Consider the following 24,404-nt stretch of genomic DNA (forward strand, 5'->3'; position numbering starts at 1 on the left):
ATTGATCACCGTGGAGGGGGTGGGGGGCGGGACCGCGGCGGAAAGCGGCGGGGTGGCGGTGGGGTGAGGGCGGGAGTAGTGGGAGAGGGCGGAGTGATGGGGTCGGTGGCGGTGCTGATGAACCCGACGGCGGGTCGGGGTCGCCATGCGCATCTGCGTGATCAGGTCGCGCGGGTGCTGGGCGCCGACGCCGAGGTGCTCGCTGTGCGTACCACTGAGGAGGCGGAAGCCGCGTGCCAGGCGGCGGTCGCCGGCGGCGCACGAGCTGTGATCAGCGTGGGCGGGGACGGGACGCTGCATCGCGCGGTGCAGGCGGTGGCCGGGACGGGCGTGCCGCTGGGCATCGTGCCGGCTGGGACCGGGAACGATGTCGCCGCGTGTCTGGGGGTGCCGGCGGACCCGCGGGCAGCTCTGGAAAGCGCCGCCGCCGCGCTGCGAAGCGGGCAGACCCGTGACTTCGATCTTGCCCGGCTGGAGCGCGACGGTGTCGTGCGCTGGTCCGCGGGGGTCACCGGGCTGGGCTTCGACACGCTGGTCAACGAGCTGGCCAACCGGATGCGGTTCCCGCGCGGTCCGCGCCGCTACGACGTGGCGATCGTGCTGGAGCTGGCTCGCATGCGGCCGCGCCGCTACCGGATCACCGTCGACGGCGTCTCCGAGGAACTGGACGCCGTGCTGGTCGCGGTCGGCAATACCGCGCGGTACGGCGGCGGCATGCGGATCTGCCCGGCCGCGGACCCGACCGACGGGCTGCTTGATCTGGTCCTGGCCGGTCCGGTCTCGCGGTTCACGCTCATGCGGATCAAACCCCAGGTGTACGCGGGAACGCACGTCACCCATCCGGCGGTTCGCCAGCTGCGCGGCCGCGTCATGACGGTCGAGTGCGACGGGATCACCAGCTACGCCGACGGGGAGCAGTCGCTGCCCCTGCCGATCACCTTCACCGCCGTGCCCGGAGCGCTCCGCGTGCTCGGCTGACGGTATGGGTATGAGCGATTTATGGCCTGCCCGTTTTGGTGGGATTCAGCACGGGACTGCCAGGTTCAGGGCCGCGCTCAGGCCGTTGGCCTGACCCGGTTCGGCCGGCGGCAGGACGAGTGCGCGCAGGCCGGCGTGCACGGCTCCGGCGTCGGCCGGGGTGTCGCCGACCATCAGCGCCCGTTCCGGCTCGGCCCCGAGCGCGGCGCACGCCCGCAGGAAGATCTTCGGATCGGGTTTGATCAGGCCGACCTCGTAGGACAGCGTCACCGGCAGGTCGCCCAGGCCCCAGGCGGTCAGATGCGGCCGGATGTCGAAGCCGATGTTGGACAGCACCCCGACCGACACCCCGGCCTCGCGCAGCGCCTTGATCGTCGGGACGGCGTCGGGGTACACGACCCAGCCTTCCGGGGTCAGCACCCGTTCGTAGATCGCCTCGGCGAGTCCGTCCACCCCGGCGTCGACCGTCTCGCACAGCCCGATGTACGCCGCGCGGTGGGCGTACGCGGAGAAATCGCGATCCGACCAGACCTCGGCGAGGTGGATGGGAATCCGGGCGGTCCGCTGCGCCACGCCGGGCAGGCCGCCGGCGGTGGCGTACCGGTCGGCGAGGACGGTCAGCCGGCCGGGGTCCAGCGCCACCCCGAGCTGGACCAGGGCCGCTCCCACCCAGGTCACCGGAGGCTGTGTCGTGGCGAGCGTCCCGTGGAAGTCGAAGATCACGGCGTCGAGCAGGCGATCGGGCACTCCCGGGAGCATTCGGTTGGGCACGCCAGCACCATACCTACATGCAGGTTGAGGACCCCAGCAACTAGGCTCGGCGGTATGTTGCGCCGCCCCTCCTCGCGGAGGCCCCGGAGTTCCCATAGGCCCGCCTGGGTGAGGAGTCCGAGATGACCAGCCCCGCGGAGCAGTACGCGGCCGCCAAGCGCCGGGCCGAGACGCCCCGGCTGACCGAGTTCATCGCCGGTCTGGAATTCCAGCTCGACGACTTCCAGCAGCGCGCCTGCGCGGCCCTGGAAGCTGGCTCGGGCGTGCTCGTCTGCGCGCCCACCGGCGCGGGGAAGACGGTCGTCGGCGAGTTCGCCGTGCACCTGGCCCTCCGCGAGGGCCGCAAGTGCTTCTACACCACGCCGATCAAGGCGCTGTCCAACCAGAAGTACCACGATCTGGTGCAGGTGCACGGCGCGGCCAAGGTCGGCCTGCTCACCGGGGACAACGCGATCAACGGCGACGCTCCGGTGGTCGTGATGACCACCGAGGTGCTGCGCAACATGCTGTACGCCGGTTCGCAGTCCCTCCACGGTTTGTCCTATGTGGTCATGGATGAGGTGCACTACCTGGCCGACCGGTTCCGCGGCGCGGTCTGGGAAGAGGTCATCATCCACCTGCCCGACTCGGTGAACCTGGTGTCGCTGTCGGCGACGGTGTCCAACGCCGAGGAGTTCGCGGACTGGCTCGTCACCGTACGCGGCCAGACCGAAGTCGTCGTCAGCGAACACCGCCCGGTCCCGCTGTGGCAGCACATGCTGGTCGGCAAGCGGATGTTCGACCTGTTCCACGACGCCGAGGCGGCCCGGTCCCACGAGGTGCACCCGGAACTGCTGCGCTACACCCGCGAGGTCAGCCGCCGCCTGGAGATGGGCGACATCCGCGGCCGGGGGCGCGGCGGCCGGGGCCGCAAGGCGATGATCTACCGCCCGGAGATCATCGAACGCCTCGACCGCGAGGGCCTGCTCCCCGCGATCGTGTTCATCTTCAGCCGCGCCGGCTGTGACGCCGCCGTCCAGCAGTGCCTCCAGGCCGGGCTGCGGCTCACCAGCCCGGACGAGCGCGCCGAGATCCGCGCGATCGTCGAACGCCGGATGAGCAGCGTGCCCAACGAGGACCTGAACGCCCTCGGCTACTGGGAATGGCTCGACGGCCTCGAACGCGGCCTCGCCGCCCACCATGCCGGGCTGCTGCCGCTGTTCAAGGAGATCGTCGAAGAGCTGTTCGTCCGAGGTCTGGTCAAGGCGGTCTTCGCGACCGAGACGCTGGCCCTCGGCATCAACATGCCGGCCCGCTGCGTCGTCCTCGAACGGCTGGTCAAGTACAACGGCGAAGCCCACGTCGACCTGACCCCGGGGGAGTACACCCAGCTCACCGGCCGGGCCGGGCGGCGCGGCATCGACGTCGAGGGCCACGCCGTCGTCGTCTGGGGACCGGACGTCGACCCCCGGCACGTCGCCGGGCTGGCCTCGACCCGCACCTATCCGCTGCGGTCCAGCTTCCGGCCGTCGTACAACATGGCCGTCAACCTCGTCGGCTCGGTCGGCGCCGACCGAGCGCGGGACCTCCTGGAGGCCTCGTTCGCCCAGTTCCAGGCGGACCGGTCGGTCGTCGGCGTCGCCAAGCAGGTCCAGCGCAACATCGAGACGATGGACCAGTACGCCCACGAGGCCGGCTGCGACAAGGGCGACTTCGCGGAGTACTTCGCGCTACGGGTGGCGATCGCCGACCGGGAACGGCACCTGGCCAAGCAGACCCAGCAGCACCGCCGGTCCGAGGTGGCGCGATCGCTGGAACAGCTCAAGCCCGGCGACGTGATCCGGGTGCCGTCCGGCCGTCGCGCCGGGCTGGCCGTCATCCTCGACGCCGGCGTCGGCGGATTCGGCGAACCCCGGCCGCTGGTGGTGACCGAGGACCGCTGGGCCGGCCGGCTGGCCGCCGGGGAGTTCAGCGTCGCCGTCGAGGTGCTCGGCCGCGTACGCCTGCCCAAGCACGTCAACCACCGCAATCCCGGGGAACGCCGGGACATCGCGGCGAGCCTGGCCGCCCTCGGGCTCGAACGCGGGCGGGGCTCCGGTCGGCGAGGCGGCCGGGCCAAGGCGCCCACCGGCGACGACGACGAGCTGCTGCGCCTGCGCCACCTCATGCGCAAGCACCCCTGCCACGCCTGCCCCGAACGGGAGGACCACGCCCGCTGGGCCGAGCGGCGGCATCGGCTCGAACGCGACACCGACCAGATGCGCGCCAAGGTCGCCAGCCGGACCGGATCGCTGGCGCGTACCTTCGACCGGGTCTGCGACCTGCTCACCGCCCGTGGCTACCTCGTGCCCGGGGTGTCGGCGCTGGACGGTGGCGGAGTCACCGACGCCGGGCGGATGCTGGCCCGCATCTGGACGGAGTCCGACCTGCTCATCGCCGAGGCCCTGCGGGACGGCGTCTTCGACGGGCTCGGCCCGGCCGAGCTCGCCGCCGCCGTGTCCGTCGTGGTCTACGAGGCCCGCCGCGAGTCCGAGGACCGGGCTTCGCTGCCACGCGGCCCGGTCACCGACGCGGTCGAAGGCGTCCTGCGCGTCTACGGCGGGCTCATCGGCGAGGAACGCGACCGCGGCCTGCCGCTGACCAGGGAACCCGACCTCGGCTTCGTCTGGCCGATCTACCGGTGGGCCCGGGGCGAACCGCTCGCCAAGGTGCTGGCCAGCGCGAACGCCCTCGAGGGTGAACTGCCGGCCGGCGACTTCGTCCGCTGGGCCCGCCAGGTGGTCGATCTGCTCGGCCAGATCGGTGAGGCCAAGGGCACGCCCGACGGCGTACGCACGACCGCCCGCCAGGCCATGGATCTCATCAACCGTGGCGTACTGGCCTATACCTCAGTCGGGTGATCGGCTGAGGCGGAGACCCCTTCCGGCTCTGTTACCTTGACCCGGGCCCCTGTCATCGGCGTGAAACAGCCGCCAATGCGGGGCCCGGGGGGCACGGTTCGAGGGGGAGGCATGGCCGGAGTCTTGTCGGCTGAGATTCACCATTTCACATACGGTCCGATCACACCGATCCTCGCGTACGCGGTGTCGGTGCTCGGCTCGCTGCTCGGGTTGACCTGCACCGCCCGCGCCCGCCGGCTCGATCCGGGTGCGCGTCGCGGCGGGTGGCTGATGCTGGCGGCCTGGGCGATCGGCGGCACCGGCATCTGGACCATGCACTTCATGGCGATGCTCGGCTTCGGCGTGAACGGCGTCGCCCTGCGCTTCGACATCCCGATCACCGTCGCGTCCGCCGTGCTCGCCGTCGCGGTCGTCGGCATCGGACTGTTCATCGTCGGCCTCGGCAAGCCCAACGTGCTCCGGGTGCTGTTCGGCGGGCTGTTCACCGGGCTCGGCGTCGCCTCGATGCACTACACCGGCATGGCGGCGCTGCGCGTCGACGGCTCGATCACGCACAGCCGCAACCTCGTCATCGCCTCCGTGGTCATCGCGGTCGTCGCCGCCACCGTGGCCCTCTGGTTCACCCTGGTCGTCTCCAAGCCCGGCACCACCTTCGCGTCGGCCCTGGTCATGGGCATCGCCGTGTGCGGCATGCACTACACCGCCATGGCCGGCGTACGCGTCAACGCCAGCCAGCCGACGCTGCACCTGCACGGGGCGACCGCCGGCACCATGCTGCTGCCGATCATCGTCCTCGTCGTGCTGGTCGTCGTGCTGCTCTTCTACGCACTGCTCTCCGAGCCGAAGGAGGAGGACGCGGCGGCCCGCGCCTTCCTCGATCGGCAGGCCGCCGAGCGCCTCGCGGCGCAGCAGTCGGCCCCGGCGGCGCAGCCTATCGGCGTACGCCGGACGCGGCTGCGCTGATCGCCTCGTCGAGCTTGGCCCGCAGCCGGCCCGCCGGCTGAGCGCCGACCACCTGCCAGACGACCTCGCCGCCGGAGAACAGCGCGAACGTCGGCATCGCCATGATCCCGTACGCCCGAGCGGTGGCCGGGTTCTCGTCCGCGTTGAGCTTCGCCACCTGGGCGCGGTCGGCGTACTCGCCGCTGAGCTGGTCGAGCACCGGCGCCATCTTGTGACACGGCGGGCACCACTCGGCCCAGAACTCCACCAGCACGGGTGCGTACGCCCCCAGCACCTCGTCGGCGAAAGTGGCGTCGGTGACAGACAGGGTCATGAGTTCTCCTCCAGTTCCAGGCTCACCCGGCGGCGGATCTCGACCAGCCGCCCGATGCTCGCATCCAGATCGGCGAGCTTGCGGCCGAGCACCGCGACCGAGCCCGGGCACTGCCCGCCCGACGCGTGTCCTGATCGGAGGCACTCCACGAACGGCCGGGTCTCCTCCAGCGAGAACCCGATCTCCAGCAGCGACCGGATCTCCTGGACGAGGCGCAGATCGTCCTCGCCGTACTCCCGATAGCCGTTGGCGGTCCGGCGGGCGCTGAGCAGCCCGTGCTCCTCGTAGTACCGCAGCGTGCGGGCGCTCGTCCCGGCCTGGTCGGCCAGCTCACCAATGCGCATGGGGCAACGGTAAACCTTGACGCCCGCGTCAACGCTACTGTGACGCCGGTCGCCATTCGCCCGTCGAGAGCACGCCGGTGGCGTAGTCGCTCGCCTGCCCGGAGTCGTCGAACCACCGGATCGCCCGGCGTCCACCCGGCTCGGTCAGCCGGACCTCCCACGCCCCGAGAAGGCTGCTCCGGACGAGCAGCTCCAGCGGCGTCCCCTCGACGTCACCGATCCAACGCCCCGCAACGGTCATCAGAAGAGGGTAGAAAACGGGCCTTCAGGACGGTCAAGCTCGACGCGCCCGACGCGTGTGCCGACGCCGTCAGATGGCGCTCAGCAGAGCCATCCCGGCGCGCAGCGAGCGGCGCTCCATCGCGTCCGCGAACGTCAGCTCGCCCCGGCACATCCCCGCGAACGCGCGCCAGCCCGCCTTGGTCGCCATCACGGTGTGGAAGGGCGCCGGGTGCTTGCGGAACGCCGCCAGCAGCCGCCGTCCGGCCGCCATCTCCGGCAGCAGGTCCTCGCTCACCATCCGCGCGTACGCCCCGACCAGCTCCGCGGGCCGGTTGCGGTGGGTGGCGGCGGCCTGCCCGGCCAGCCGTCCCGAGCGCAGCGCGAAGCTGATGCCCTCGCGTGTCCACGGCTCCAGCAGCCCGGCCGCGTCGCCGGTCAGCAGCACCCGGTCCAGCCCCAGCGGCGAGTCGTCGGCGCGGCACCGGGTCAGGTGGCCCGAATCGTGCATCGGCTCCAGCCCGTCGAGCCCGAGTCTCGTCACGAAATCCGACAGGTACGCCTTGAGCCCGGACCCGTCGCTGCGGTCCCCGATGACTCCGACCGTGAGCCGATCCCCCTTCGGGAAGACCCAGCCGTACGACCCGGGCAGCTTGCCCCAGTCGATCAGCATCCGGCCCTCCCAGTCGCGGGCGCGGGCCCGGGTGACGGGAAGTTCGACCTCCAACCCCACGTCGACCTGGGAGAACGTCGCTCCGACGTGGCGCGCGGAGACTCCGCCGGAGCCGTCGGCGCCGATGATGACCCGGGAGGTCACCGTCTCGCCGCTGACGAGCCGGGCGACCGCCCGTTCCGGGTCCTGCCCGATCGATCGGACCAACGCCTGCTCCCGGATGACCGCGCCCGACTCCTGCGCCGCCTTCCGCAGCGCGTGGTCGAACTCGTCGCGTACCACCATGGAGATCAATGGCTGGTCCATTTCGCGGGTGAACTCGCGGCCCCCGCGCAGCGTGAAGGTCGACGCGCGCACCTGTGCGCGAGCCGGGACCGAGATCCAGCTGGACGCGACGCCGAGTGAGGTGGAGACGAGCCCGCCGCCGCACGTCTTGTAGCGCGGGTGGGTGGCGCGTTCCAGGACCACGGTGCGAGCGCCGCCACGGGCGGCGGTGATCGCCGCAGCGAGGCCCGCCGGCCCGGATCCGATGACCGCCACGTCCCAGTCTGCCGCTCGTGTCACGCTCGCCAGCATATGCGTGGGAGTGATTCCCGGAGTGCCGGGGTGAATCTTCAACCAGATGCTGGATTACCGCATTTCAAATGTCCTATCTAGAACTATTGTCCGCTCGTGTCCGATCGGCGTAGCGTCAACGCCCGTCAGAACCCGCCGCACGGGCGGGTTCTTCGCTGGGGGGAGGAGTCCAATGTCGGTCGATGTGGACAGGCAAGCCGAGGAGAACCTGCGGGGTCTCGTGGACGGCTGGCGAGCGGGACTCGACGCACCGAGGGTGGAGTACCTTAAGCCGGTGGCGGAGTTCGTGTTGAGCAGGCATCTGCAGGGTGAGCGCGTGCTCCAGCTCATCGATGCAAGCTTCGACAAGGTGAACGAGCGCTTCGATCGGGTCGACAAGAGCCTGAAGGGCGTGGGCGAGCAGCTCTCGGTGGTCGATAAGCGCATCGATCGGCTTGAGACCGGTCAGGAGGCGCTGCGGACCGAGATGAACCACGGCTTCGCGGCGATCGACCACCGGTTCCGGAGCCTGGAGATCGTCAACTCCGCGACGGAGCGTCGGCTCGAGCTGGTCGAGGAACGGCTCGACGCCCTGAACGAGAAGGTCGACAAGCGGTTCGAGGCCGTCGACAAGCGGTTCGCGGCGATGGACGACAAGTTCGACAAGCGGTTCGCGGCGATGGACGACAAGTTCGCCGCTATGGACGACAAGTTCGCCGCCATGGACGACAAGTTCGAGAAGCAGATGGCCGCCATGGGCGACCGGATGACCGCGCAGTTCGAAGAGTTCGCCGGGCGGATCCTGACCGGCGTGCAGGCGCAGCTGGCGACGGCCGGAGTCGGCCGCTCAGACCGCGAGTAGCGGGACAGCCCGGGGCTGGCCGCCGGCTCAGCCGAAGGTGTTGCACTGCTGGGGATCGCCGGTCTGATACCCCTGCGTGAACCACTGCTGACGCTGCGCTGAGCTGCCGTGGGTGAAGCCCGCCTCGTTGATCTGTCCGCCGGACTGCTGCTGGATGCGGTCGTCGCCCACCGCGGCGGCCGCGTTCAGCGCCTCCTGGAGGTCGGCCGTGGTGAGGCTCTTGAAGATCGGTACGCCGCTGGCGTCGGTCGTCCCGGACGCGGCCTTCGCCCACACCCCGGCGTAGCAGTCGGCCTGGAGTTCCATGGCGACGGAGTACTTGTTGGCGTTGGCCGGGTCGCGTTGCTGCGCGCGGCGTACCTGGGCTTCGGTGCCGAGCAGGTTCTGGACGTGGTGGCCGTATTCGTGGGCGAGGACGTAGGCCTGCGCGAAGTTGCCGGGCGCGCCGAACCGGTTGGCCAGTTCGTCGTAGAAGCTGAGGTCGATGTAGACGCGTTTGTCGCCGGGGCAGTAGAACGGGCCGACGCCGGACGTGGCCGCTCCGCAGGCGGTGGAGACCTGGCCGGAGAAGAACCGGGTCGGCACGATCTCGTAGTTCTTGCCCATGGTCTGCGGCAACGACTTCTGCCAGTACGCCTGGATCGAGTTGATGTACGCCAGGTTTCGGCAGGCCGGGTCGTCGAACCGGTTCGGGTTGCTCTTGGCGCACGTCGAGGCGAGCGAAGAGCTGTTCGCGCTCGGATTGGTACCGCCGAGTCCGCCGAGGTCGCCGAGGCCGGACAGGTTGCCCCGGCCGAGGCAGCAGAACAGGCCGATGCAGACGACCGCCACGAGCACGATGATCAGCAGCCCGCCCCTGCCCATCTTGCGGCCGCCCTGGCCGGCCTGCCCGCTCTGGCCCGCCTGGTTCTGGCCGCCGCCGCGGAAGATCATCGGCAGTAGGCCGCTCAGGCAGCCGGCCATGCCCGCGCCCCCGCCGCCGAGACCACCGCCGCCCCCGCCCCCGCCGCCCGATGAGCCGGGGAAGTTCATGCCCGGGAAGCCGCCGCTGGGGGGCTCGCTCCCGCTGCCGCCACCGCCGGAGCCGCGAATGTCCTCGACTTGACTCGGGTCGAGGTCGGCGTTCTCGTTGAGCGACATGCGCCTATTGTCGCGGTTTGCGAGCGATGTGCGGGCGGTTTCACAGCCTCTGCGCTGGAAAACCGCTTCGGGCCCCCCGGTAGACTCGGGGCCACCATGATTACCGCAACCGGGCTCGAGCTGCGCGCCGGCAGCCGCATCCTGCTCTCCGACGCGATCCTCCGAGTTCAGCCCGGCGACCGGATCGGTCTGGTCGGCCGTAACGGCGCGGGCAAGACGACCTCGCTGAAAGTGCTCGCCGGCGAGGGCCAGCCTTACGCCGGGAAGCTGGAGAGCCGGGGACCCGTCGGCTACCTCCCGCAGGATCCGCGTACGGGGGATCTTGAAGTCACCGCGCGCGACCGGGTGCTGTCGGCCCGTGGGCTCGACGCGCTGCTGCGGGAGATGAAGGAACTCGAGCTGCTGATGGCCGACGGCGACGACCGCGCCGTCCGCCGTTACGGAGCGCTGGAGGACCAGTTCGCCGCGCTCGGCGGGTACGCGGCCGAGGCCGAGGCCGCCCGGATCTGCGCCAACCTGGGTCTGCCCGACCGAGTGCTGGCCCAGACCATCGGTACGCTCTCCGGCGGTCAGCGGCGCCGGATCGAGCTGGCCCGCATCCTGTTCCGCGACCTGGGTCAGCCCGGCGGCGGCATCCTGCTCCTCGACGAGCCGACCAACCACCTCGACGCCGACTCGATCACCTGGCTGCGCGGCTTCCTCGCCGGGCACAAGGGCGGTCTCGTGGTCATCTCGCACGACGCCTCGATGCTGGAGGCGGTCGTGAACAAGGTCTGGTTCCTCGACGCCAACCGGGCGACCGTCGACGTCTACAACGTCGGCTGGAAGAAGTACCTGGAGCAGCGGCAGACCGACGAGCGGCGGCGGCAGCGGGAGCGCGCCAACGCCGAGAAGAAGGCCGGCGCCCTCATGGCACAGGCCGACAAGCTGCGGGCCAAGGCCACCAAGACGGTCGCCGCGCAGAACATGGCCAAGCGCGCCGAGAAGCTGATCGGCGGGCTCGAAGAGGTGCGATCCGCCGACAAGGTCGCCAAGGTGCGGTTCCCGACTCCGGAGCCGTGCGGGAAGACGCCGCTGACGGCGTCCGGGCTGTCGAAGGCGTACGGGTCGCTGGAGATCTTCACCGGCGTGGACGTCGCCGTCGACAAGGGCTCCCGGGTCGCCATCCTCGGGCTCAACGGCGCGGGGAAGACCACGCTGCTGCGCATGCTGGCCGGCGTACTGTCGCCCGATACCGGCGAGGTGCTGGCCGGGCACGGGCTGCGCATCGGTTACTACGCCCAGGAGCACGAGCAGCTCGACGTCCAGCGCACGATCCTGGACCACATGCGGTCGGCCGCGCCCGACCAGACGGACACGGACCTGCGGCGGATCCTCGGCGCGTTTCTGTTCAGCGGGGACGACGTCGACAAGCCCGCGGGCGTGCTGTCCGGCGGCGAGAAGACCCGGCTGGCGCTGGCCACCCTGGTCTGCTCCGGGGCGAACGTGCTGCTGCTCGACGAGCCGACGAACAACCTCGACCCGGTCAGCCGGGAGCAGGTGCTCGACGCGATCGCCCGCTACCCGGGCGCGATCGTGCTGGTGACGCACGACCCCGGCGCGGTGACGGCGCTCAAGCCGGACCGGGCGATCCTGCTGCCCGACGGCGTCGAGGACGCCTGGAGCGACGACCTGCTGGAGCTCGTCGAGCTCGCCTGACAGGTCATTGCCGGAATCACCACGGCGTCGCCAGCACCGCCTCCACGACGACGGCGGTGAGCGCCCCCACCCCGGCCAGCACCAGCGGCGGGGGTGGGATCGGCCCGCCGCGCTGCTCCGGCGCCACCGCGGCGACCGTCAGCCAGGGGAAGTACGCCAGCCACGCGTGCTCGATGCCGCCCCGGGCCAATCCGGCGGCCACCGAGAAGACCACGGCGGCCCCTGCGCCCGCCAGGAACGGCCATCCGGGCGTGTTCCGCAGTTTGCGTATGCCGGGCACCAAAGCGGGTCCTGCGGCCAGCAGAAGGGCAACGAGGCTGATCGCCGCCCAGGGCAGGGCGGGCCGGGCCGGTTCGACGCGGACGGCGAAGTCGTTGTGGGCGCTGAGCAGTCCGTCCAGCCAGTTGAACCCGGCGGCCCAGGCAGCCAGCACGGGCAGCAGCACGCCCAGGCCGCCGGCCCAGTTCAGGGCGGCCCGGCGACGGGCGAAGTTCAGGCATACCACCGTCAGGCCCAGCCACGCCGCGGCGTACGAGAAGAGCGCGGCCGTGCCGAGCGCGATGCCGGAGACGAGCGACCAGGCCAGGGCGCGGGTGCCGTGTCTGATCGTGGCGCGAACCCCGGCGGCGATCGTCGCCGCGCCCAGCGTGCCCACCAGGGCGTCGATCGAGACCGCCAGCCAGACCGCCCAGGTGGCCAGCAGGAGCAGCGGGGCGTAACTGCGGGCCGCCGCCTCACCGCAGACCTCGCGGACCGCGGACAGCACGAGCGGGGCCACCAGCGCGCCCAACGCCGTGACGGCCAGGCCGAGCAGCAGATGGTCGGTCAACCCGGCCCGCTGCAACGCCCAGAGCAGCATCACCGGGCCCGGCGGGTGCCCGCGGCTGGCGATCGACTTCTCCGCGGCGGTGGCGGTGTAAGCGCGCAAGTACTCCCAAGGGTGATCACCCATCGCGGTGACATCGGTCAGGTAACTGTCCGGACTCAGCAGTGCGCGGGTGAATCCGTCGGCACCGTCCACGTAGGCCAGACCGACCGACCAGAGGAGCAATCCGCAATAGGAAACGATTACGAGCATTCCCCACCGTGCGGAATGGAACCAGCCGCGATGCGCAAAAGTAAGGACCGAAAGCGCAATCAGTGGTGCCAGCACCGTCGCCGGGCCGATCTCAACTCGATAACGGCCGAGAAATGGCGCGCTCGCGGTACCGAGTGCGACTCCGGCGCGAACAGCTAGCCAGGTCGCGGCGGTACCCACCGTGACCAGCGCCAACCAGGTGAAAAGGTCGTCACGTTCACGTCTGCGCGCGCCTGCGAGGTCATCGGTCACCACGGCGGATCAGGCTATCGGGTAGCCGACAGTGGCGTGCGTGTCGGTTGGCGTGTAGTTGATATCTAGCGCATGATCGTTCCAGGCGGTCTAATAGATGAGACCGCGTAACCGCACCATCTTTCGGACGTGAGGGATTCACGATGGCAGCCACCGGCACAGCTACCACCACAGAGAAGGGTCGCCGGATCGTCGGGACCGAGCGGCAGACCCTGGCGAAGGACCTCGTCAAGCGGTACACCTCCGGGGAGAGCATCCGCGCTCTGGCCTCGTCGACGGGCCGTTCCTACGGGTTCATTCACCGGGTGCTCACCGAGGCGGGCGTCCAGCTGCGTCAGCGGGGCGGCGCCCGTCGCCGCAAGAAGGCCTGACCGCCTTTTCCCCCGGACAAGCGGATACGATCTGCAGGCATGACCTCGCGATCGCCACAGGACGTGCACCCGGCCGGCGACACCCCGCCGGCCGGTGTACGGATGGAGGCTGACGGTCCGATCGCGACGATCACGCTTGATCGTCCCGAAGTTCTGAATGCGCAGACCACGGCGACGTGGGAAAGCCTGCGCGACATCGGTTCGGCGCTGCGCGCCGACGTCAGAGTGGTGGTGCTCCGCGGCGAGGGGCGGGCCTTCTCGGCCGGATTAGACCTTGCCCATGCCCAGGCCAACCTGGGTGAGCTCGCCGCGGTGCCCCCCGACGAGGCCGAAGTCCGGATCGGGCGCTTCCAGGAGGCGTTCTCCTGGTTGCGCCGCACCGACATCGTGACCATCGCCGCGGTGCAGGGCCATGCCATCGGAGCCGGTTTCCAGCTCGCGCTGGCCTGCGACTTCCGGGTCGTCGCCGACGACGCCCGGTTCGCCATGAAAGAAGTGACCTTGGGCTTGGTGCCCGATTTGACGGGCACCAAGCGCCTCGTCGACCTCGTCGGCTACTCGCGCGCCCTCGAACTCTGCGCGACCGGGCGTACGGTCGGCGCGGAGGAGGCCGAGCGGATCGGGCTGGCCACTGTTCGCGTACCGCGAACAGAGCTGGACCAGGCTGCCCGGGATCTGGCGGCCGCGCTGCTCGCGGCCGATCGCAACGCCCTCATCGAGATAAAGGCGCTGATCGCGGGCGCTTCCCACCGGTCGTACGCCGAACAGGCGCTCGCCGAACGGCAGGCTCAGGTACGCCGCATTCGGGAGATCGCCGGGCTGGGCGAGTAGCGCCACCCATGCGCCCGGGCGGGAATGTCAGCCTCGCCTTGTAGGTTTGCCTTTCAGGATCTTCCTGGGAGGGCGACACATGTCGATGATGGGCGGGGGCGGCGGGGGCTGGGGCATGATGCGTGCCCTCCGCGAGGAGGACGCGGTCAAGCAGCACAAGCTGACCAGCGGCACGTTCAAGCGCGTCATGCGCTTCGCCCGGCCATACCGGCGCGACATCACCATCTTCCTCATCACCGTGGTGGTGTCCGCCGCGATCGGGGTGGCGACCCCGGTCCTCGCCGGTGACGTCGTCAACGCCATCACCAGCAACAAGGCCTCGGCCGGCGCCACCGTCATCCGGCTGGCGATCATCATCGCCGGGCTCGCCATCGCCAGCGCCGGCCTCTCCCTCGCCCAGCGGTGGTACTCCGCCCGCATCGGCGAGGGCATCATCTACCGGCTGCGCAGCGAGGTCTACGACCATGTCCAGCGGATGCCGCTGCAGTTCTTCACGCGTACGCAGACCGGCGCGCTCGTCTCCCGGCTCAACAACGACGTCCTGGGCGCCCAGCGGGCATTCACCTCGACGCTGTCCGGCGTGGTCAGCAACGTCATCCAGCTGGCTCTGACGGCCGGCGTGATGCTGAGCCTCAACTGGCAGATCACCGCCCTGTCGCTGGTGTTGCTGCCGGTCTTCATCCTGCCCGCTCGCCGGGTCGGACGCCGGCTGGCCGCCATCACCAAGGAGTCCTACGAACTCAACGCGACCATGAACGCGACGATGACCGAGCGCTTCGGTGTCGCGGGGGCGTTGCTGGTGAAGCTGTTCGGGCGACCCGAGTCGGAGTCGGAGCGGTTCGGCGACAAGGCCGCCCGCGTACGCGACATCGGCATCACCTCGGCGATGTACGGCCGGGCCTTCTTCGTCGCGATGATGCTGGTCGCCTCGCTGGCCCAGGCGCTCGTCTACGGTCTGGGCGGCTGGTTCGCCGTCAACCAGACGATCTCGGCCGGCACCGTGGTCGCCCTGGCGTTGCTGCTGACCCGCCTCTACGGCCCGCTGACCGAGCTGTCCAACGTACGCGTGGACGTCATGAGCGCCATGGTCAGCTTCGACCGGGTCTTCGAGATCCTGGACCTGCCGCCGGCCATCGCGGAGAAGCCGGACGCGGTCGAGATTCCGAAGGGCTCGAGCCGGGTCGACTTCCGCGACGTCTGGTTCCGCTATCCCACCGCGGCCGAGGTCTCCCTGGCCTCCCTGGAGGACGTCGCGACGCTGGACCGCAAGCAGACCGAGCCGGTGCTGCGCGGGGTCTCCTTCACCGTCGAGCCGGGCCAGATGGTGGCCCTCGTCGGCCCGTCCGGCGCCGGCAAGTCCACCACGTCGATGCTCGTCAGCCGGGTCTACGACGTGACCGAGGGCTCGGTGGCGGTCGGCGGGGTCGACGTCCGCGACGCCTCCCTCGCCTCGCTGCGCGACACGATCGGCGTCGTCACGCAGGACGCCCACCTGTTCCACGAGACGATCGCGGCGAACCTGCGCTATGCCAAGCCCGACGCGACAGACGACGAGATCTGGGCGGCGCTGCGCGGAGCCCAGGTCGAGGAGCTGGTCCGGGCGTTGCCCGATGGACTGGAGACGGTCGTCGGCGAGCGCGGCTACCGGTTCTCCGGCGGCGAGAAGCAGCGCATCGCGATCGCCCGGCTGCTGCTGAAGGCCCCGTCCATCGTCATCCTCGACGAGGCCACGGCACACCTGGACTCCGAGAGCGAGGCGGCGGTGCAGCGAGCGCTGTCGGTCGCACTCGCCGGGCGTACGGCGCTCGTCATCGCGCACCGGCTGTCGACGGTCCGGGAAGCCGACCAGATCCTGGTGCTCGACGACGGCAAGATCGTCGAACGGGGCACCCACGAGGAACTGGTCGCCGCGGGCGGGCTGTACGGCGACCTCTATCGGACGCAGTTCACCGCGTCGCCGATCGACTCGCCGCTGACGACGGGCCTGCCCGCGAGCCCGGCCGCCGCCTGAGCACTCGCCCGAGTACCGCCGGACCCAGGATGACGCTGCGCCCGCACGCGGAGGACAGCGTCATCCCGGATATCGCACGGTGCCGCACGGGCGGTGGCCCGCCGGTCGATGGGGGCCGCGCGGCCGTGGAGGCCGCACGGCCATAGGAACTGCCCGGCCGCCGGACCGCGCCGAGGGCGGGTTCAGCGGATCCCCGCCTCGTCGCACAGGAACTGCACGACCTCGGTCTCATCCACACCGGACAGTCCCCGGGAACGGAACCAGGTCAGCACGTTGTGCACGTCCCGAGTCAGGAACCGCCGCCCGTGCGGGTTGGCCACCACGTCCACGATCTGCGGCAGATCGATGACGACCAGCCGTCCCTCGTGGACGAGGATGTTGTACGGCGACAGGTCGCCGTGGGCGTACCCGCTGCGGGCCAGGACACGCAGCCCGATCAGCAGCTGCTCCCACAGATCGGTCAGATTCGCGTCCTCCGGCCGGACCGCGGCCAGCCGTGGCGCGGCCACCCCGTCGGGCGTACCGATGAACTCCATGAGGATCTCGGTGCCGAGGATCTGCACCGGATAAGGCGTGAACGGGGTCACGTCCAACGACTGGGCGGTCTCCCAGAGCTTGCACAGCGCCCCGAACTCGGCGTACGCCCACTGCCCGGCGATCGCCTCCTTGCCGAAGGCGGTGCGGGCGGCGACGGCCCGGTTGACCCGGCTGTCCCGGGTCCGCCGGCCCTCCAGATATCCGGCGTCCCGGTGGAACATCCGGTGGTCGCTGTCCCGGTACCGCTTGGCCGCCATCAGCGTGCCGTAACCGGTCTCGGGCACCTCCCGCCGGATCAGGAAGACGTCGGCTTCCTTGCCGGTCTTGAGCATGCCGCGCTCGGTGTCGACCGCGGCGAGCTCAGTGACCACCCACTCGGGATGCGGCAGCGGGCCGCGCTCGGTGGGGGAGGACAGGTCCCAGGTGGACCAGCGGTCGCCGGTCTCCGGGCCGTCCGGATTCTCATCCCATTCGGGATCGTGATCGAGGAACTTCTCGAAGGTGTCGGTATCGGTCAGCGAGAAGTCGTCGTCGTCGAACTTGCGCTGTTTGCGCACTTCAGCGGCTCCTTGAGCGAAGAGGAAAGGGAAACGGCACAGGGCAGGGCAAAGACAGCCATCTGGCTCCCCTCCTCTCACTCGCACACCACGCCGACGCAAGACGGGCTGTGGTGGCAGCCATGATCAACGCCGACCAGTGTAGGCGGCGGGGGCGGACAGGTGTCAACCGATTTTCCGCGTGACGCCCTACACTCCCGGGATGTCGACCGCACAGGTCTCCCTCGCCCCGACACCGTCGCGCGGCGTCGTGGTGCTCCTGGTCATCCAGTCCGCCTTGGTCGCGGTCTTCTACCTCGGAGCCTGCGGCTTCTATCTCGTCGTCAGCGCAACGGCAGGCTGGCCGGATTCGCTCGGCCCGGAGCACGATCCCAAGGACTACTGGCCGGCGCTGCTGTGGTCGGCGTACCCGATGGTCGTGCTGTCGGCACTGGTGGGCCACATCCTCGCCGCCGCGCTGGTGCCGGCCGGGCTCTGGACGCTCGTCCAGCCGGGCGTACGCCGTCAGCGCCGGCTCGCGTGGGCGCTCGCCGCGACCACCGCGCTCTGCGCGGGCATGGTGGTGCTGATCATGACGCCGGTCGGCCAGCACCTCCAGAACTGGATGCTCGACTGACCACTCGCTTGCGGAGTTGATCAGGTTGCTTACCCCCTCGACACGCCGTCGACGCCACAGTTAACTCCATGATCAACGGGGCGAGCGCGGCGAGCGCGGCGAGCGCGACGAGCGCGACGAGCGGCGGCGGGGCGAGCGGGGCGCGGCGAGCGGCGAGCGGCGAGCGGCGGGGGGGTCAGCGTTTGCGGACGGTTTCTTCGACGAGGTCGAGGACCGGTCCGAGGTCACCGGCGGGCCGTCCCATCGCCAGGTGCAGCACGAGCCCGTCGTAGGCCAGTTCGAGGAACCGCATGAGCGCGTCCAGCGGCACGTCGTCACGTAGCACTCCGGCGTCGCGTTGGCGCTTGAGTCGTTCGGCGGTGGCGCTTTCGATCGCGCTGGTGCGCTGGACCCAGCGTTCGGCGAAGCCGGGGTCGGTGCGGACGCGGCGGGACACTTCCAGCTGCGTGCCCAGCCAGCCGGCCGCGTCGGGGTCGGTGGCGCGGGTCAGCAGGTCGCGCATGACCTGGACGAGTCCGTTGCGGGCGACCGTTTCCACCATTTCGGCGGCGTCGTCCTCGGCGACCGCGAGGAACAGCGAGTCCTTGTCGCGGAAGTGGTGGAAGATCGCGCCCCGGGACAGCCCGGTCGCCTCTTCGAGTCGCCGGACGGTGGCGCCTTCGTAGCCGTAGCGCGCGAAACAGGCACGGGCGGCGGTGAGGATCTCCTCCCGCCGGGCTTCCAGCTGATCCTGACTCACCCTCGGCACACTACGATCCTCCCAGGTCAACCAAGTCTTCGCAATCCGTACGTACGGCTTGCTGCGCGCGGCATCCCAGCGAGGCAGGCGGCCAGGCGGGGCGGGCTAAGGTGACCCCCATGGTGACCCCGTTGACCCCGCTCACCGTCGCCGCCGTCCAGGCGCCGTCGGTCCCCGGCGACGTCGCGGCCAACGCGAAGGCCGGCGCCGAGCTGGCAGCGCAGGCCGCCGACCAGGGCGCCCGGCTGTGCGTACTGCCCGAGCTTTTCCTGCCCGCGTACCATCCGCCGGCCTTGGAAGATCTGGCCACCGACGTCGCGGCCGTGGGCGGTCAGGTGGCGGACGCGAGACTCGATCCCGTCCGGGCCGTCGCGCGCGACCGGCAGATCGTCATTCTGCTAGGGGCAGCGGTACGCGACGAGCAGGACCGGCGTACGTGCGCCGTCGTGGTGGCCGACGGCTCCGGGCGGATCCGGGTGGCGTACGAGAAGAACTTCCTGTGCGGACCGGAGGAGAAGGCGCTCTTCGTGCCGGGTTCCCGGGGCGCGACGCTGCATCTGGACGGCTGGCGGCTCGGGCTGGGCGTCTGCTACGACGGGTGCTTCCCGGAGCACGCCCGCGCCGCCCAGGTCGACGACGTGCACGGCATGGTCTACCCGGCGGCGTACGTGACGGGCTCCGAGCATCGCCGCGATGTCTACTATGCCGCGCGCGCCTTGGACAACACGGGCTATGTCGTTTATGCCAATGCGGTCGACGGTGTCGCGCCGTGGACGTTCAACGGCGGCGCGGCCGTCTACGACCCGGAGGGCCGGGCGATCGTCCGCGGCCCGAACTCCGGCACGTCCGTGCAGGTGGCGACGCTGTCGCCGGAGGACCTGCAAGCGACCCGCGCCGGGCACACCATGTTGGCCGATCGACCGGCGGCGATGTCAGAAAACCTTGGAGTCGGGCGGGATCAGGTCTATACGTGAGGACCCTTTCCTAGTGAGGCGCAGGTCACGTATTGTGCGGCCGTGCCATTGCTGCTCCTTGACCTCGACAACACCCTGATCGACCGCACCGGGGCGTTCAAGGCCTGGGCCGAATGGTTCCTGCCGGAGATCGGCGCGCCCGCGTACGACGTGGATTGGTTGCTCGACGTGGACGCGGACGGGCTGACCGACCGTTGGGACGTGGCCGAGGCCATCCGCGACCGGTACGCCATCCGCGCGTCCATCGTCGATATGGTCGACGAGCTGTCCGAGGGGATGGTCGAGCACACGCGGTTCGATCCCATGGTCGGCGCGGCGCTGCGGATCGCGGCGGACGCGGGCTGGGTGCCGGTGATCGTGACCAACGGCAGCACCCGCATGCAGGAGGCGAAGATCCGCCGGACCGGGCTGGACCGATTCGTGGCCGACTGGGTGATCTCCGAGGAGGTCGACTGCCGCAAGCCCAATCCGCGGATCTTCGAGATCGCGGCCGAACGCGCCCGGCTACGGCTGCGCGGCGCGTGGATGATCGGCGACAGCCCCGAGTCCGACATCGGCGGCGCGGCCGGACTGGGGCTGCCGAGCGTCTGGCTCCGGCGGGGACGGGAGTGGACCGAGCGGCGGTTCGCGCCCACCCGCGCGGTCAACGGCGTCATCCAGGCCGTGGCGGCCGTGATGTCGCTGGCCCACTCCCGGTAGCCGCTACCGGAGGGAGCGGGCCAGGACGCCGATGTCGGCCTGGTCGGTGAAGAGCCCGTCGATCCCGGTACGCAGGAACGTGATCTGCTCGTCGAGGGCCTTGCCGTACGCGTTGGGGTCGGTTCCGACCCGGTAGTCGGCCGGCAGGAACTGGTTCTCTGCCCGGAACGTGTACGGGTGCACGACCAGCCCGGCCGTGTGCGCGTCGGCTACCAGCGAGGTGGGGGCGGCCAGCGTGCCGTCGGCGTTGCGCGGGATGACCAGCGACTTGTCCGGTCCGATGCCGTCGGCGTACGCGGCCAGCTCGGCGAGCCCGGCCGGGCTCAGGTACTCGCGATACGTCTTGGGATCGGCGAACGGCGTACCGCTGGCACTGGCGAGGAAGACCAGCGGGACGCGGAGGCCGAGCTTCTCGCGGAGGTCGCGCAGGTTGGCCGCCTCGAAGGACTGGACGAAGACCGGCGCGTTGCGGCGGTCGAGGCCGTGCTTGCGCAGCGCCTGGACCAGCGGGGCCTCCAGGGCGAGGCCGGCGGCCCGGAAGTAGCTCGGGTGCTTGGTCTCCGGGTAGACGCCGATCTCGCGGTCCAGCTCCTTGCTGAGCCGCTCGCGCAGCTTGAGCACCTCCTCGAAGGTGGGCACCTCGAAGAGTCCGTTGTAGAGGGTGTTGCGCTGGCGCACGGCGGGCAGCCGCTCCACCGCGCGCAGCGTCTTCAGCTCCGTGAGGGTGAAGTCCTCGGTGAACCAGCCGGTCACCGGCACGCCGTCGATCTGCTTGGTCGTCCGGCGCGCCGCGAACTCCGGGTGGTCGGCCACGTTCGTCGTGCCGGAGATCTCGTTCTCGTGCCGGGCGACCAGCACGCCGTCCTTCGTCGACACGAGATCCGGCTCGATGAAATCGGCGCCCATCCGCGCGGCCAGCTCGTACGACGCCAGGGTGTGCTCGGGCCGGTAGCCGCTGGCCCCGCGGTGCCCGATCACCAGCGGCCCACGCCGCTGCGGCTTGTCGGACGCGACGGCCGGAGCCGCCGCCAGCAGGGGCACGGCTCCGGCCGCGATAGCACTCACCTTCAACAAACTACGCCTGTCAGCCATGCGGCTCATTCGAGACGACCTAGGGGTACGCCGAAAGGCGAGCACCTGGCCGGTAGGCGAACATCGGGGCCGACTACAGCACCTGGGTGGGCGGCTCGCTGGACTCGGTCGGCGGGGTGTGCTGAGCCGGCGGGGTGTGCCGGGCGCTGAAGTCGGGCAGGGTGCCGCCGAGCGACAGGAAGATCCGGAGCACGGCGTACGCGACGAGGGCGGCGACGCCGAGTTCGGCCAGCCCCATCACGAAGTGCTCCAGCGCGCCGAAGGCGGATCGGGCGCTGTTGACGTAGTCGAACGTCCGGCCCAGCCCGAGCAGGAACGAGATGAGCCCGAAGAAGAGCACTACGAGGTACTCGACCAGCGCGATCGCCGCCATCAGCTTGCTCACCGCCAGGATCGGCGTGATCTGGGTGGCGATCAGCAGGGCGAGCAGCGGAAGCACGATCGTGTACAGCGTGACGAAGCCGGCCGACGCCGACCGGGAGCTGAAGGTGGTGTCCCGCGACGGCAGCAGCCAGCCGAAGAAGGTGAAGAACAGCTGCAGGGCGACGTAGCCCAGCAACGCCCAGGCGAACAGCGGCCGCAACGCCTTCACGGCGCTGCCGGGCGAGGAGGGAACCGAGGGGGTGGTCATGGGCGTAATGAATATCGGTAACCGGCCGGGCCCGCAAACGCTGAGCGCCGGCGCAGAGACTGCTCGGCCGGTGCGACGAGCGCCGCACCGGCCGAGCTCACCTCGACTGAGCCCTGGTTATCAGCCGAGGCCGCTCTTCATGGCGGTGATCAGCTCACCGCCGGTGGTGTCGCCGGAGAGCTCCCAGAAGAACGCTCCGCCGAGACCCTGGTTCTTGCTGTAGGTCATCTTCCCCGAGATGGTGCTGGGGGTGTCGTAGCTCCACCACTGCCCACCACAGAAGGCGTACGCGGTGCCCGCGACCGTGCCCGTGGTCGGGCACTTCGTCTTGATCACCTTGTAGTCCTCGATGCCGGCCTCGTAGGTGCCAGGTGCGGCACCGGTCGCGGTGCCACCTGGTGCGGCCTGGGTGACGCCGGTCCAGCCGCGGCCGTAGAAGCCGATGCCGAGCAGCAGCTTGGATCGAGAGACGCCCTTGGCGACGAGCTTCTGGATCGCCGCGTCCGAGTAGAACCCGGAGATCGGGATGCCCGAGTACGACGTCAGCGGCGAGTGCGGAGCGGTCGGGCCGGTCGTGGCCCAGGCGCCGAAGAAGTCGTACGTCATGACGTTGTACCAGTTCACGTACTGCGCCGCGCCGGCGTAGTCGGCAGCGTCGATCTTGCCGCCGGTGGTGCCGTCCGCGGTGATCGCGGCGGTGATGAGGTAGCTGGAGCCGAACTTCGTCCGCAGCGCCGACATCAGGTTCTTGAAGGCCGCGGCGCCACTGGTGTCACAGGACAGACCACAGGCGTTCGGGTACTCCCAGTCGATGTCGATGCCGTCGAAGACGTCCGCCCAGCGCGGGTCCTCGACCAGGTTGTAGCAGGAGTTGGCGAACGCCGTCGGGTTCGCCGCCGCCTGGCCGAAGCCGCCGGACCAGGTCCAGCCGCCGAACGACCACAGGATCTTGATGTTCGGGTAGAGCTTCTTCAGCTTGCGCAGCTGGTTGAAGTTGCCGCGCAGGGCGCCGGCGTCCCAGGTGTCCGTGGTGCCGTCCACGCTGGACGAGGCGTCGTAGAACTTGTCGTAGTCGGCGTACGCGTCGCCGATCTGGCAGGAGCCGCCGGTCACGTTGCCGAAGGCGTAGTTGATGTACCCGAGCTTCGCCGCGGAGCCGCTGGTCGCGATGTTCTTCACGTGATAGTTGCGCTGGTAGACGCCCCAGTTGGTGAAGTAGCCGAGCAGCTTGTTGCCACCGCCGCCGGGCGGCGACGTGGTCACCGACGGGCTGGGCGACGCCGTGGTGGGGCTCGGGCTCGGCGAGGCGCTCGTCGGGCTCGGGGACGGCGACGAGGTGGACGCCGACGGCGACGGCGAGGAGGTGCTCGCCGACGGCGACGGGTTGCCGCCCGGTCCGGTCACGACGAAGTCGTCGGCCCAGTAGGTGCCGGTGCCGTACCAGCCGTGCACGTTGACGGTCAGCGTGGTCTGCGACGCGCCGGTGGTGAAGGTGGTGCTGAGCTGGGTCCAGGCGCTCGCGGCCGCCGGGTTCCAGACTTCGGTGCCGCCGGTGACGCCGAGGTAGACGTAGCCGCCACCGCCGTTGACCCACGCCGACACCGTGTACGCCGTGCTGGGCTGGACCGAGACGGTCTGGCTGCACTGCGCGTGGTTGGACGCGCTGGCCGCGCCATGGAGGCTCTTGGTGCCACTGTGCACCGGGGTGCCGACGACGCTGCCGAGGTTGCCGGCACACGTCCACGGCGACAGCGCGCCGGTTTCGAGGCCCGGGTTGGTGAGCAGGTTCGTCGCGGCGTCGGCGGTGGTCGCGAAGACCAGCGAGACGCCGCCGGCGAGGACGGCGGCCGCAGTGGCCGCCACCAACCGGAGTCGGGGAGTGAGATGTCTGAGGTTCATCTGATGTGCCACCTGCCTGGGGGAATGGGGACAGATTCACATGGATCGGGGTAACCCTCAGGCAAAGATAAATTAAAGTCCCCTAACAGTAAAGAGACCTTCCAGTGATCGCTGTGCCAACGATGACATCGCTCAGACGGAACTCCCGGGTCCGCCGACGACGGCTGATTCGTCGATGAGCCCAGGAGTCCAGGTGATGTCGCAGGTCAGTGCGTGACGATCTGCGGAGAGACCGACGTGAGCGTCTCGGTCACCGAGGCGATCACGTGCTCCGGTACGCCGAGCTCCGCCAGCACGGCCACCAGATGCCCGCCGACCTTCGCGTACGCCTGGGCGTCGATGGCCAGGTGAGCGTGGGCCTCGCCCAGATCCCGCCCCGTGTAGTTGCTCGGTCCACCCAGGACCATCGAGAGCAGGTCGACCTGATGCCGCTTCAGGGTGGCCAGGTCCACGCCGCTGAAGAAGCCGGCGAGCTCGGGATCGGCGACCAGCCGGTCGTAGAAGCGGCGTACCGCCTCGCGGACCGCCGGCGTTCCGCCGATCAGTTCGAAGTGGGTCACGACAGCAGTCATGAGAACCTCCAGCCCATGCCGCCCGACACGACGATTGGGCGATGGTTCTGCGACGTTCCCGCACGTCATGCCATCCATTTATGTAATTGACTATAGAGATGGATTGCGTTACTGGGAAGTAGTTCAGCCGACGAAAAACACGGAGGGCAA

The 24,404-nt window shown here is 70.1% G+C and carries 24 protein-coding genes; 11 read left to right on the forward strand and 13 right to left on the reverse strand.

The genetic code is table 11. The features are described from left to right. The first annotated feature begins 96 nt into the window (after window positions 1-96). The gene (locus AB0M47_RS20600; protein ID WP_363415901.1) at window positions 97-978 is read left to right on the forward strand and encodes a diacylglycerol kinase family protein; all 882 of its coding nucleotides are present in this window, start codon (window positions 97-99) and stop codon (window positions 976-978) included. Between the two features lie 45 nt (window positions 979-1,023). On the opposite strand, the gene AB0M47_RS20605 is transcribed toward AB0M47_RS20600, so the two are convergent. Next, the gene (locus AB0M47_RS20605) at window positions 1,024-1,737 is read right to left on the reverse strand and encodes an HAD-IA family hydrolase (protein ID WP_363416007.1); all 714 of its coding nucleotides are present in this window, start codon (window positions 1,735-1,737) and stop codon (window positions 1,024-1,026) included. A gap of 134 nt (window positions 1,738-1,871) precedes the next feature. Here AB0M47_RS20605 and AB0M47_RS20610 point away from each other — a divergent pair, with 134 nt between their 5' ends. Then, entirely contained in the window at window positions 1,872-4,628 is a 2,757-nt protein-coding gene (locus AB0M47_RS20610; RefSeq protein WP_363415904.1) for a DEAD/DEAH box helicase, read from the forward strand. Window positions 4,629-4,739: 111 nt separating this feature from the next. Further along, window positions 4,740-5,591, forward strand: coding sequence for an MHYT domain-containing protein (locus tag AB0M47_RS20615; protein ID WP_363415907.1), 852 nt, complete (start codon window positions 4,740-4,742; stop codon window positions 5,589-5,591). Here the strand turns inward: AB0M47_RS20615 and trxA are convergent. The 4 genes from trxA to AB0M47_RS20635 form a co-directional block, all read right to left on the reverse strand. Continuing rightward, entirely contained in the window at window positions 5,560-5,904 is a 345-nt protein-coding gene (trxA, locus tag AB0M47_RS20620) for a thioredoxin (protein WP_363415910.1), read from the reverse strand. The genes AB0M47_RS20615 and trxA overlap by 32 nt on opposite strands. Further along, window positions 5,901-6,248, reverse strand: coding sequence for a MerR family transcriptional regulator (locus AB0M47_RS20625; protein ID WP_363415913.1), 348 nt, complete (start codon window positions 6,246-6,248; stop codon window positions 5,901-5,903). The genes trxA and AB0M47_RS20625 overlap by 4 nt, the downstream gene beginning before the upstream one ends. A 34-nt stretch (window positions 6,249-6,282) precedes the next feature. Beyond that, on the reverse strand, window positions 6,283-6,489 hold the full coding sequence (locus AB0M47_RS20630; RefSeq protein WP_363415916.1) for a hypothetical protein: 207 nt from the start codon (window positions 6,487-6,489) through the stop codon (window positions 6,283-6,285). A 69-nt stretch (window positions 6,490-6,558) separates the two neighbouring features. After that, window positions 6,559-7,704 (reverse strand): geranylgeranyl reductase family protein, encoded by a 1,146-nt coding sequence (locus AB0M47_RS20635; protein ID WP_363415918.1) that lies wholly within the window; start codon window positions 7,702-7,704, stop codon window positions 6,559-6,561. A 58-nt stretch (window positions 7,705-7,762) separates the two neighbouring features. Here AB0M47_RS20635 and AB0M47_RS20640 point away from each other — a divergent pair, with 58 nt between their 5' ends. Continuing rightward, on the forward strand, window positions 7,763-8,557 hold the full coding sequence (locus AB0M47_RS20640) for a hypothetical protein (RefSeq protein ID WP_363415921.1): 795 nt from the start codon (window positions 7,763-7,765) through the stop codon (window positions 8,555-8,557). 27 nt (window positions 8,558-8,584) lie between these two features. On the opposite strand, the gene AB0M47_RS20645 is transcribed toward AB0M47_RS20640, so the two are convergent. Then, on the reverse strand, window positions 8,585-9,697 hold the full coding sequence (locus tag AB0M47_RS20645) for a neutral zinc metallopeptidase (protein ID WP_363415924.1): 1,113 nt from the start codon (window positions 9,695-9,697) through the stop codon (window positions 8,585-8,587). A gap of 96 nt (window positions 9,698-9,793) precedes the next feature. Between AB0M47_RS20645 and AB0M47_RS20650 the strand changes: the two genes are divergently transcribed. Continuing rightward, window positions 9,794-11,395 (forward strand): ABC-F family ATP-binding cassette domain-containing protein, encoded by a 1,602-nt coding sequence (locus tag AB0M47_RS20650; protein WP_363415926.1) that lies wholly within the window; start codon window positions 9,794-9,796, stop codon window positions 11,393-11,395. A gap of 16 nt (window positions 11,396-11,411) precedes the next feature. Here the strand turns inward: AB0M47_RS20650 and AB0M47_RS20655 are convergent, their stop codons facing one another. Next, on the reverse strand, window positions 11,412-12,473 hold the full coding sequence (locus AB0M47_RS20655; RefSeq protein WP_253762146.1) for a hypothetical protein: 1,062 nt from the start codon (window positions 12,471-12,473) through the stop codon (window positions 11,412-11,414). 395 nt (window positions 12,474-12,868) lie between these two features. Here AB0M47_RS20655 and AB0M47_RS20660 point away from each other — a divergent pair, with 395 nt between their 5' ends. The 3 genes from AB0M47_RS20660 (at window position 12,869) to AB0M47_RS20670 (ending at window position 15,938) form a co-directional block, all read left to right on the forward strand. Beyond that, the gene (locus tag AB0M47_RS20660; RefSeq protein ID WP_027343421.1) at window positions 12,869-13,096 is read left to right on the forward strand and encodes a helix-turn-helix domain-containing protein; all 228 of its coding nucleotides are present in this window, start codon (window positions 12,869-12,871) and stop codon (window positions 13,094-13,096) included. A 39-nt stretch (window positions 13,097-13,135) separates the two neighbouring features. Further along, window positions 13,136-13,927: an enoyl-CoA hydratase/isomerase family protein gene (locus AB0M47_RS20665; RefSeq protein ID WP_253762147.1), complete on the forward strand. Its 792-nt coding sequence runs from the start codon at window positions 13,136-13,138 to the stop codon at window positions 13,925-13,927. 79 nt (window positions 13,928-14,006) lie between these two features. Then, window positions 14,007-15,938, forward strand: coding sequence for an ABC transporter ATP-binding protein (locus tag AB0M47_RS20670; RefSeq protein WP_363415930.1), 1,932 nt, complete (start codon window positions 14,007-14,009; stop codon window positions 15,936-15,938). A 182-nt stretch (window positions 15,939-16,120) separates the two neighbouring features. On the opposite strand, the gene AB0M47_RS20675 is transcribed toward AB0M47_RS20670, so the two are convergent. Further along, window positions 16,121-17,032, reverse strand: a complete 912-nt coding sequence (locus AB0M47_RS20675; RefSeq protein WP_363415933.1) for an RIO1 family regulatory kinase/ATPase — start codon at window positions 17,030-17,032, stop codon at window positions 16,121-16,123. Window positions 17,033-17,234: 202 nt separating this feature from the next. On the opposite strand from AB0M47_RS20675, the gene AB0M47_RS20680 reads away from it, so the two are divergent. After that, a complete protein-coding gene (locus AB0M47_RS20680; protein WP_363415936.1) occupies window positions 17,235-17,648 on the forward strand; it encodes a hypothetical protein in 414 nt (137 codons plus the stop codon). Between the two features lie 175 nt (window positions 17,649-17,823). On the opposite strand, the gene AB0M47_RS20685 is transcribed toward AB0M47_RS20680, so the two are convergent. Then, window positions 17,824-18,396: a helix-turn-helix domain-containing protein gene (locus AB0M47_RS20685; RefSeq protein WP_363415939.1), complete on the reverse strand. Its 573-nt coding sequence runs from the start codon at window positions 18,394-18,396 to the stop codon at window positions 17,824-17,826. A gap of 110 nt (window positions 18,397-18,506) precedes the next feature. Here AB0M47_RS20685 and AB0M47_RS20690 point away from each other — a divergent pair, with 110 nt between their 5' ends. Further along, on the forward strand, window positions 18,507-19,361 hold the full coding sequence (locus tag AB0M47_RS20690; protein ID WP_363415942.1) for a carbon-nitrogen hydrolase family protein: 855 nt from the start codon (window positions 18,507-18,509) through the stop codon (window positions 19,359-19,361). Window positions 19,362-19,403: 42 nt separating this feature from the next. Next, window positions 19,404-20,060 carry an HAD family hydrolase gene (locus tag AB0M47_RS20695; RefSeq protein WP_253762154.1) on the forward strand — a complete coding sequence of 219 codons (657 nt, stop codon included), beginning with the start codon at window positions 19,404-19,406 and terminating at the stop codon, window positions 20,058-20,060. Between the two features lie 3 nt (window positions 20,061-20,063). Here the strand turns inward: AB0M47_RS20695 and AB0M47_RS20700 are convergent, their stop codons facing one another. The 4 genes from AB0M47_RS20700 to AB0M47_RS20715 all read right to left on the reverse strand — a co-directional run bounded on the left by AB0M47_RS20700 (window position 20,064) and on the right by AB0M47_RS20715 (window position 24,254). After that, window positions 20,064-21,152, reverse strand: coding sequence for a glycerophosphodiester phosphodiesterase (locus AB0M47_RS20700; protein WP_363415945.1), 1,089 nt, complete (start codon window positions 21,150-21,152; stop codon window positions 20,064-20,066). A gap of 73 nt (window positions 21,153-21,225) precedes the next feature. Next, window positions 21,226-21,783: a hypothetical protein gene (locus AB0M47_RS20705; RefSeq protein ID WP_363415948.1), complete on the reverse strand. Its 558-nt coding sequence runs from the start codon at window positions 21,781-21,783 to the stop codon at window positions 21,226-21,228. A gap of 120 nt (window positions 21,784-21,903) precedes the next feature. Continuing rightward, window positions 21,904-23,682 carry a glycosyl hydrolase family 18 protein gene (locus tag AB0M47_RS20710; RefSeq protein ID WP_363415951.1) on the reverse strand — a complete coding sequence of 593 codons (1,779 nt, stop codon included), beginning with the start codon at window positions 23,680-23,682 and terminating at the stop codon, window positions 21,904-21,906. A 206-nt stretch (window positions 23,683-23,888) separates the two neighbouring features. Further along, window positions 23,889-24,254 (reverse strand): group 1 truncated hemoglobin, encoded by a 366-nt coding sequence (locus tag AB0M47_RS20715; protein WP_363415954.1) that lies wholly within the window; start codon window positions 24,252-24,254, stop codon window positions 23,889-23,891. Between the last annotated feature and the right edge of the window lie 150 nt (window positions 24,255-24,404).

Source organism: Hamadaea sp. NPDC051192 (assembly GCF_040682475.1).
Classification (GTDB): domain Bacteria; phylum Actinomycetota; class Actinomycetes; order Mycobacteriales; family Micromonosporaceae; genus Hamadaea; species Hamadaea flava.

Excerpts from the sequence above, each read along its gene's own strand:
- AB0M47_RS20600 (WP_363415901.1), top strand. The coding sequence starts at position 97 with ATGGGGTCGGTGGCGGTGCTGATGAACCCGACGGCGGGTCGGGGTCGC.
- AB0M47_RS20605 (WP_363416007.1), bottom strand. The coding sequence starts at position 1,737 with ATGCTCCCGGGAGTGCCCGATCGCCTGCTCGACGCCGTGATCTTCGAC.
- AB0M47_RS20610 (WP_363415904.1), top strand. The coding sequence starts at position 1,872 with ATGACCAGCCCCGCGGAGCAGTACGCGGCCGCCAAGCGCCGGGCCGAG.
- AB0M47_RS20615 (WP_363415907.1), top strand. The coding sequence starts at position 4,740 with ATGGCCGGAGTCTTGTCGGCTGAGATTCACCATTTCACATACGGTCCG.
- trxA (WP_363415910.1), bottom strand. The coding sequence starts at position 5,904 with ATGACCCTGTCTGTCACCGACGCCACTTTCGCCGACGAGGTGCTGGGG.
- AB0M47_RS20625 (WP_363415913.1), bottom strand. The coding sequence starts at position 6,248 with ATGCGCATTGGTGAGCTGGCCGACCAGGCCGGGACGAGCGCCCGCACG.
- AB0M47_RS20630 (WP_363415916.1), bottom strand. The coding sequence starts at position 6,489 with ATGACCGTTGCGGGGCGTTGGATCGGTGACGTCGAGGGGACGCCGCTG.
- AB0M47_RS20640 (WP_363415921.1), top strand. The coding sequence starts at position 7,763 with ATGCTGGATTACCGCATTTCAAATGTCCTATCTAGAACTATTGTCCGC.
- AB0M47_RS20645 (WP_363415924.1), bottom strand. The coding sequence starts at position 9,697 with ATGTCGCTCAACGAGAACGCCGACCTCGACCCGAGTCAAGTCGAGGAC.
- AB0M47_RS20650 (WP_363415926.1), top strand. The coding sequence starts at position 9,794 with ATGATTACCGCAACCGGGCTCGAGCTGCGCGCCGGCAGCCGCATCCTG.
- AB0M47_RS20655 (WP_253762146.1), bottom strand. The coding sequence starts at position 12,473 with ATGCTCGTAATCGTTTCCTATTGCGGATTGCTCCTCTGGTCGGTCGGT.
- AB0M47_RS20660 (WP_027343421.1), top strand. The coding sequence starts at position 12,869 with ATGGCAGCCACCGGCACAGCTACCACCACAGAGAAGGGTCGCCGGATC.
- AB0M47_RS20665 (WP_253762147.1), top strand. The coding sequence starts at position 13,136 with ATGACCTCGCGATCGCCACAGGACGTGCACCCGGCCGGCGACACCCCG.
- AB0M47_RS20670 (WP_363415930.1), top strand. The coding sequence starts at position 14,007 with ATGTCGATGATGGGCGGGGGCGGCGGGGGCTGGGGCATGATGCGTGCC.
- AB0M47_RS20680 (WP_363415936.1), top strand. The coding sequence starts at position 17,235 with ATGTCGACCGCACAGGTCTCCCTCGCCCCGACACCGTCGCGCGGCGTC.
- AB0M47_RS20690 (WP_363415942.1), top strand. The coding sequence starts at position 18,507 with ATGGTGACCCCGTTGACCCCGCTCACCGTCGCCGCCGTCCAGGCGCCG.
- AB0M47_RS20700 (WP_363415945.1), bottom strand. The coding sequence starts at position 21,152 with ATGGCTGACAGGCGTAGTTTGTTGAAGGTGAGTGCTATCGCGGCCGGA.
- AB0M47_RS20705 (WP_363415948.1), bottom strand. The coding sequence starts at position 21,783 with ATGACCACCCCCTCGGTTCCCTCCTCGCCCGGCAGCGCCGTGAAGGCG.
- AB0M47_RS20710 (WP_363415951.1), bottom strand. The coding sequence starts at position 23,682 with ATGAACCTCAGACATCTCACTCCCCGACTCCGGTTGGTGGCGGCCACT.
- AB0M47_RS20715 (WP_363415954.1), bottom strand. The coding sequence starts at position 24,254 with ATGACTGCTGTCGTGACCCACTTCGAACTGATCGGCGGAACGCCGGCG.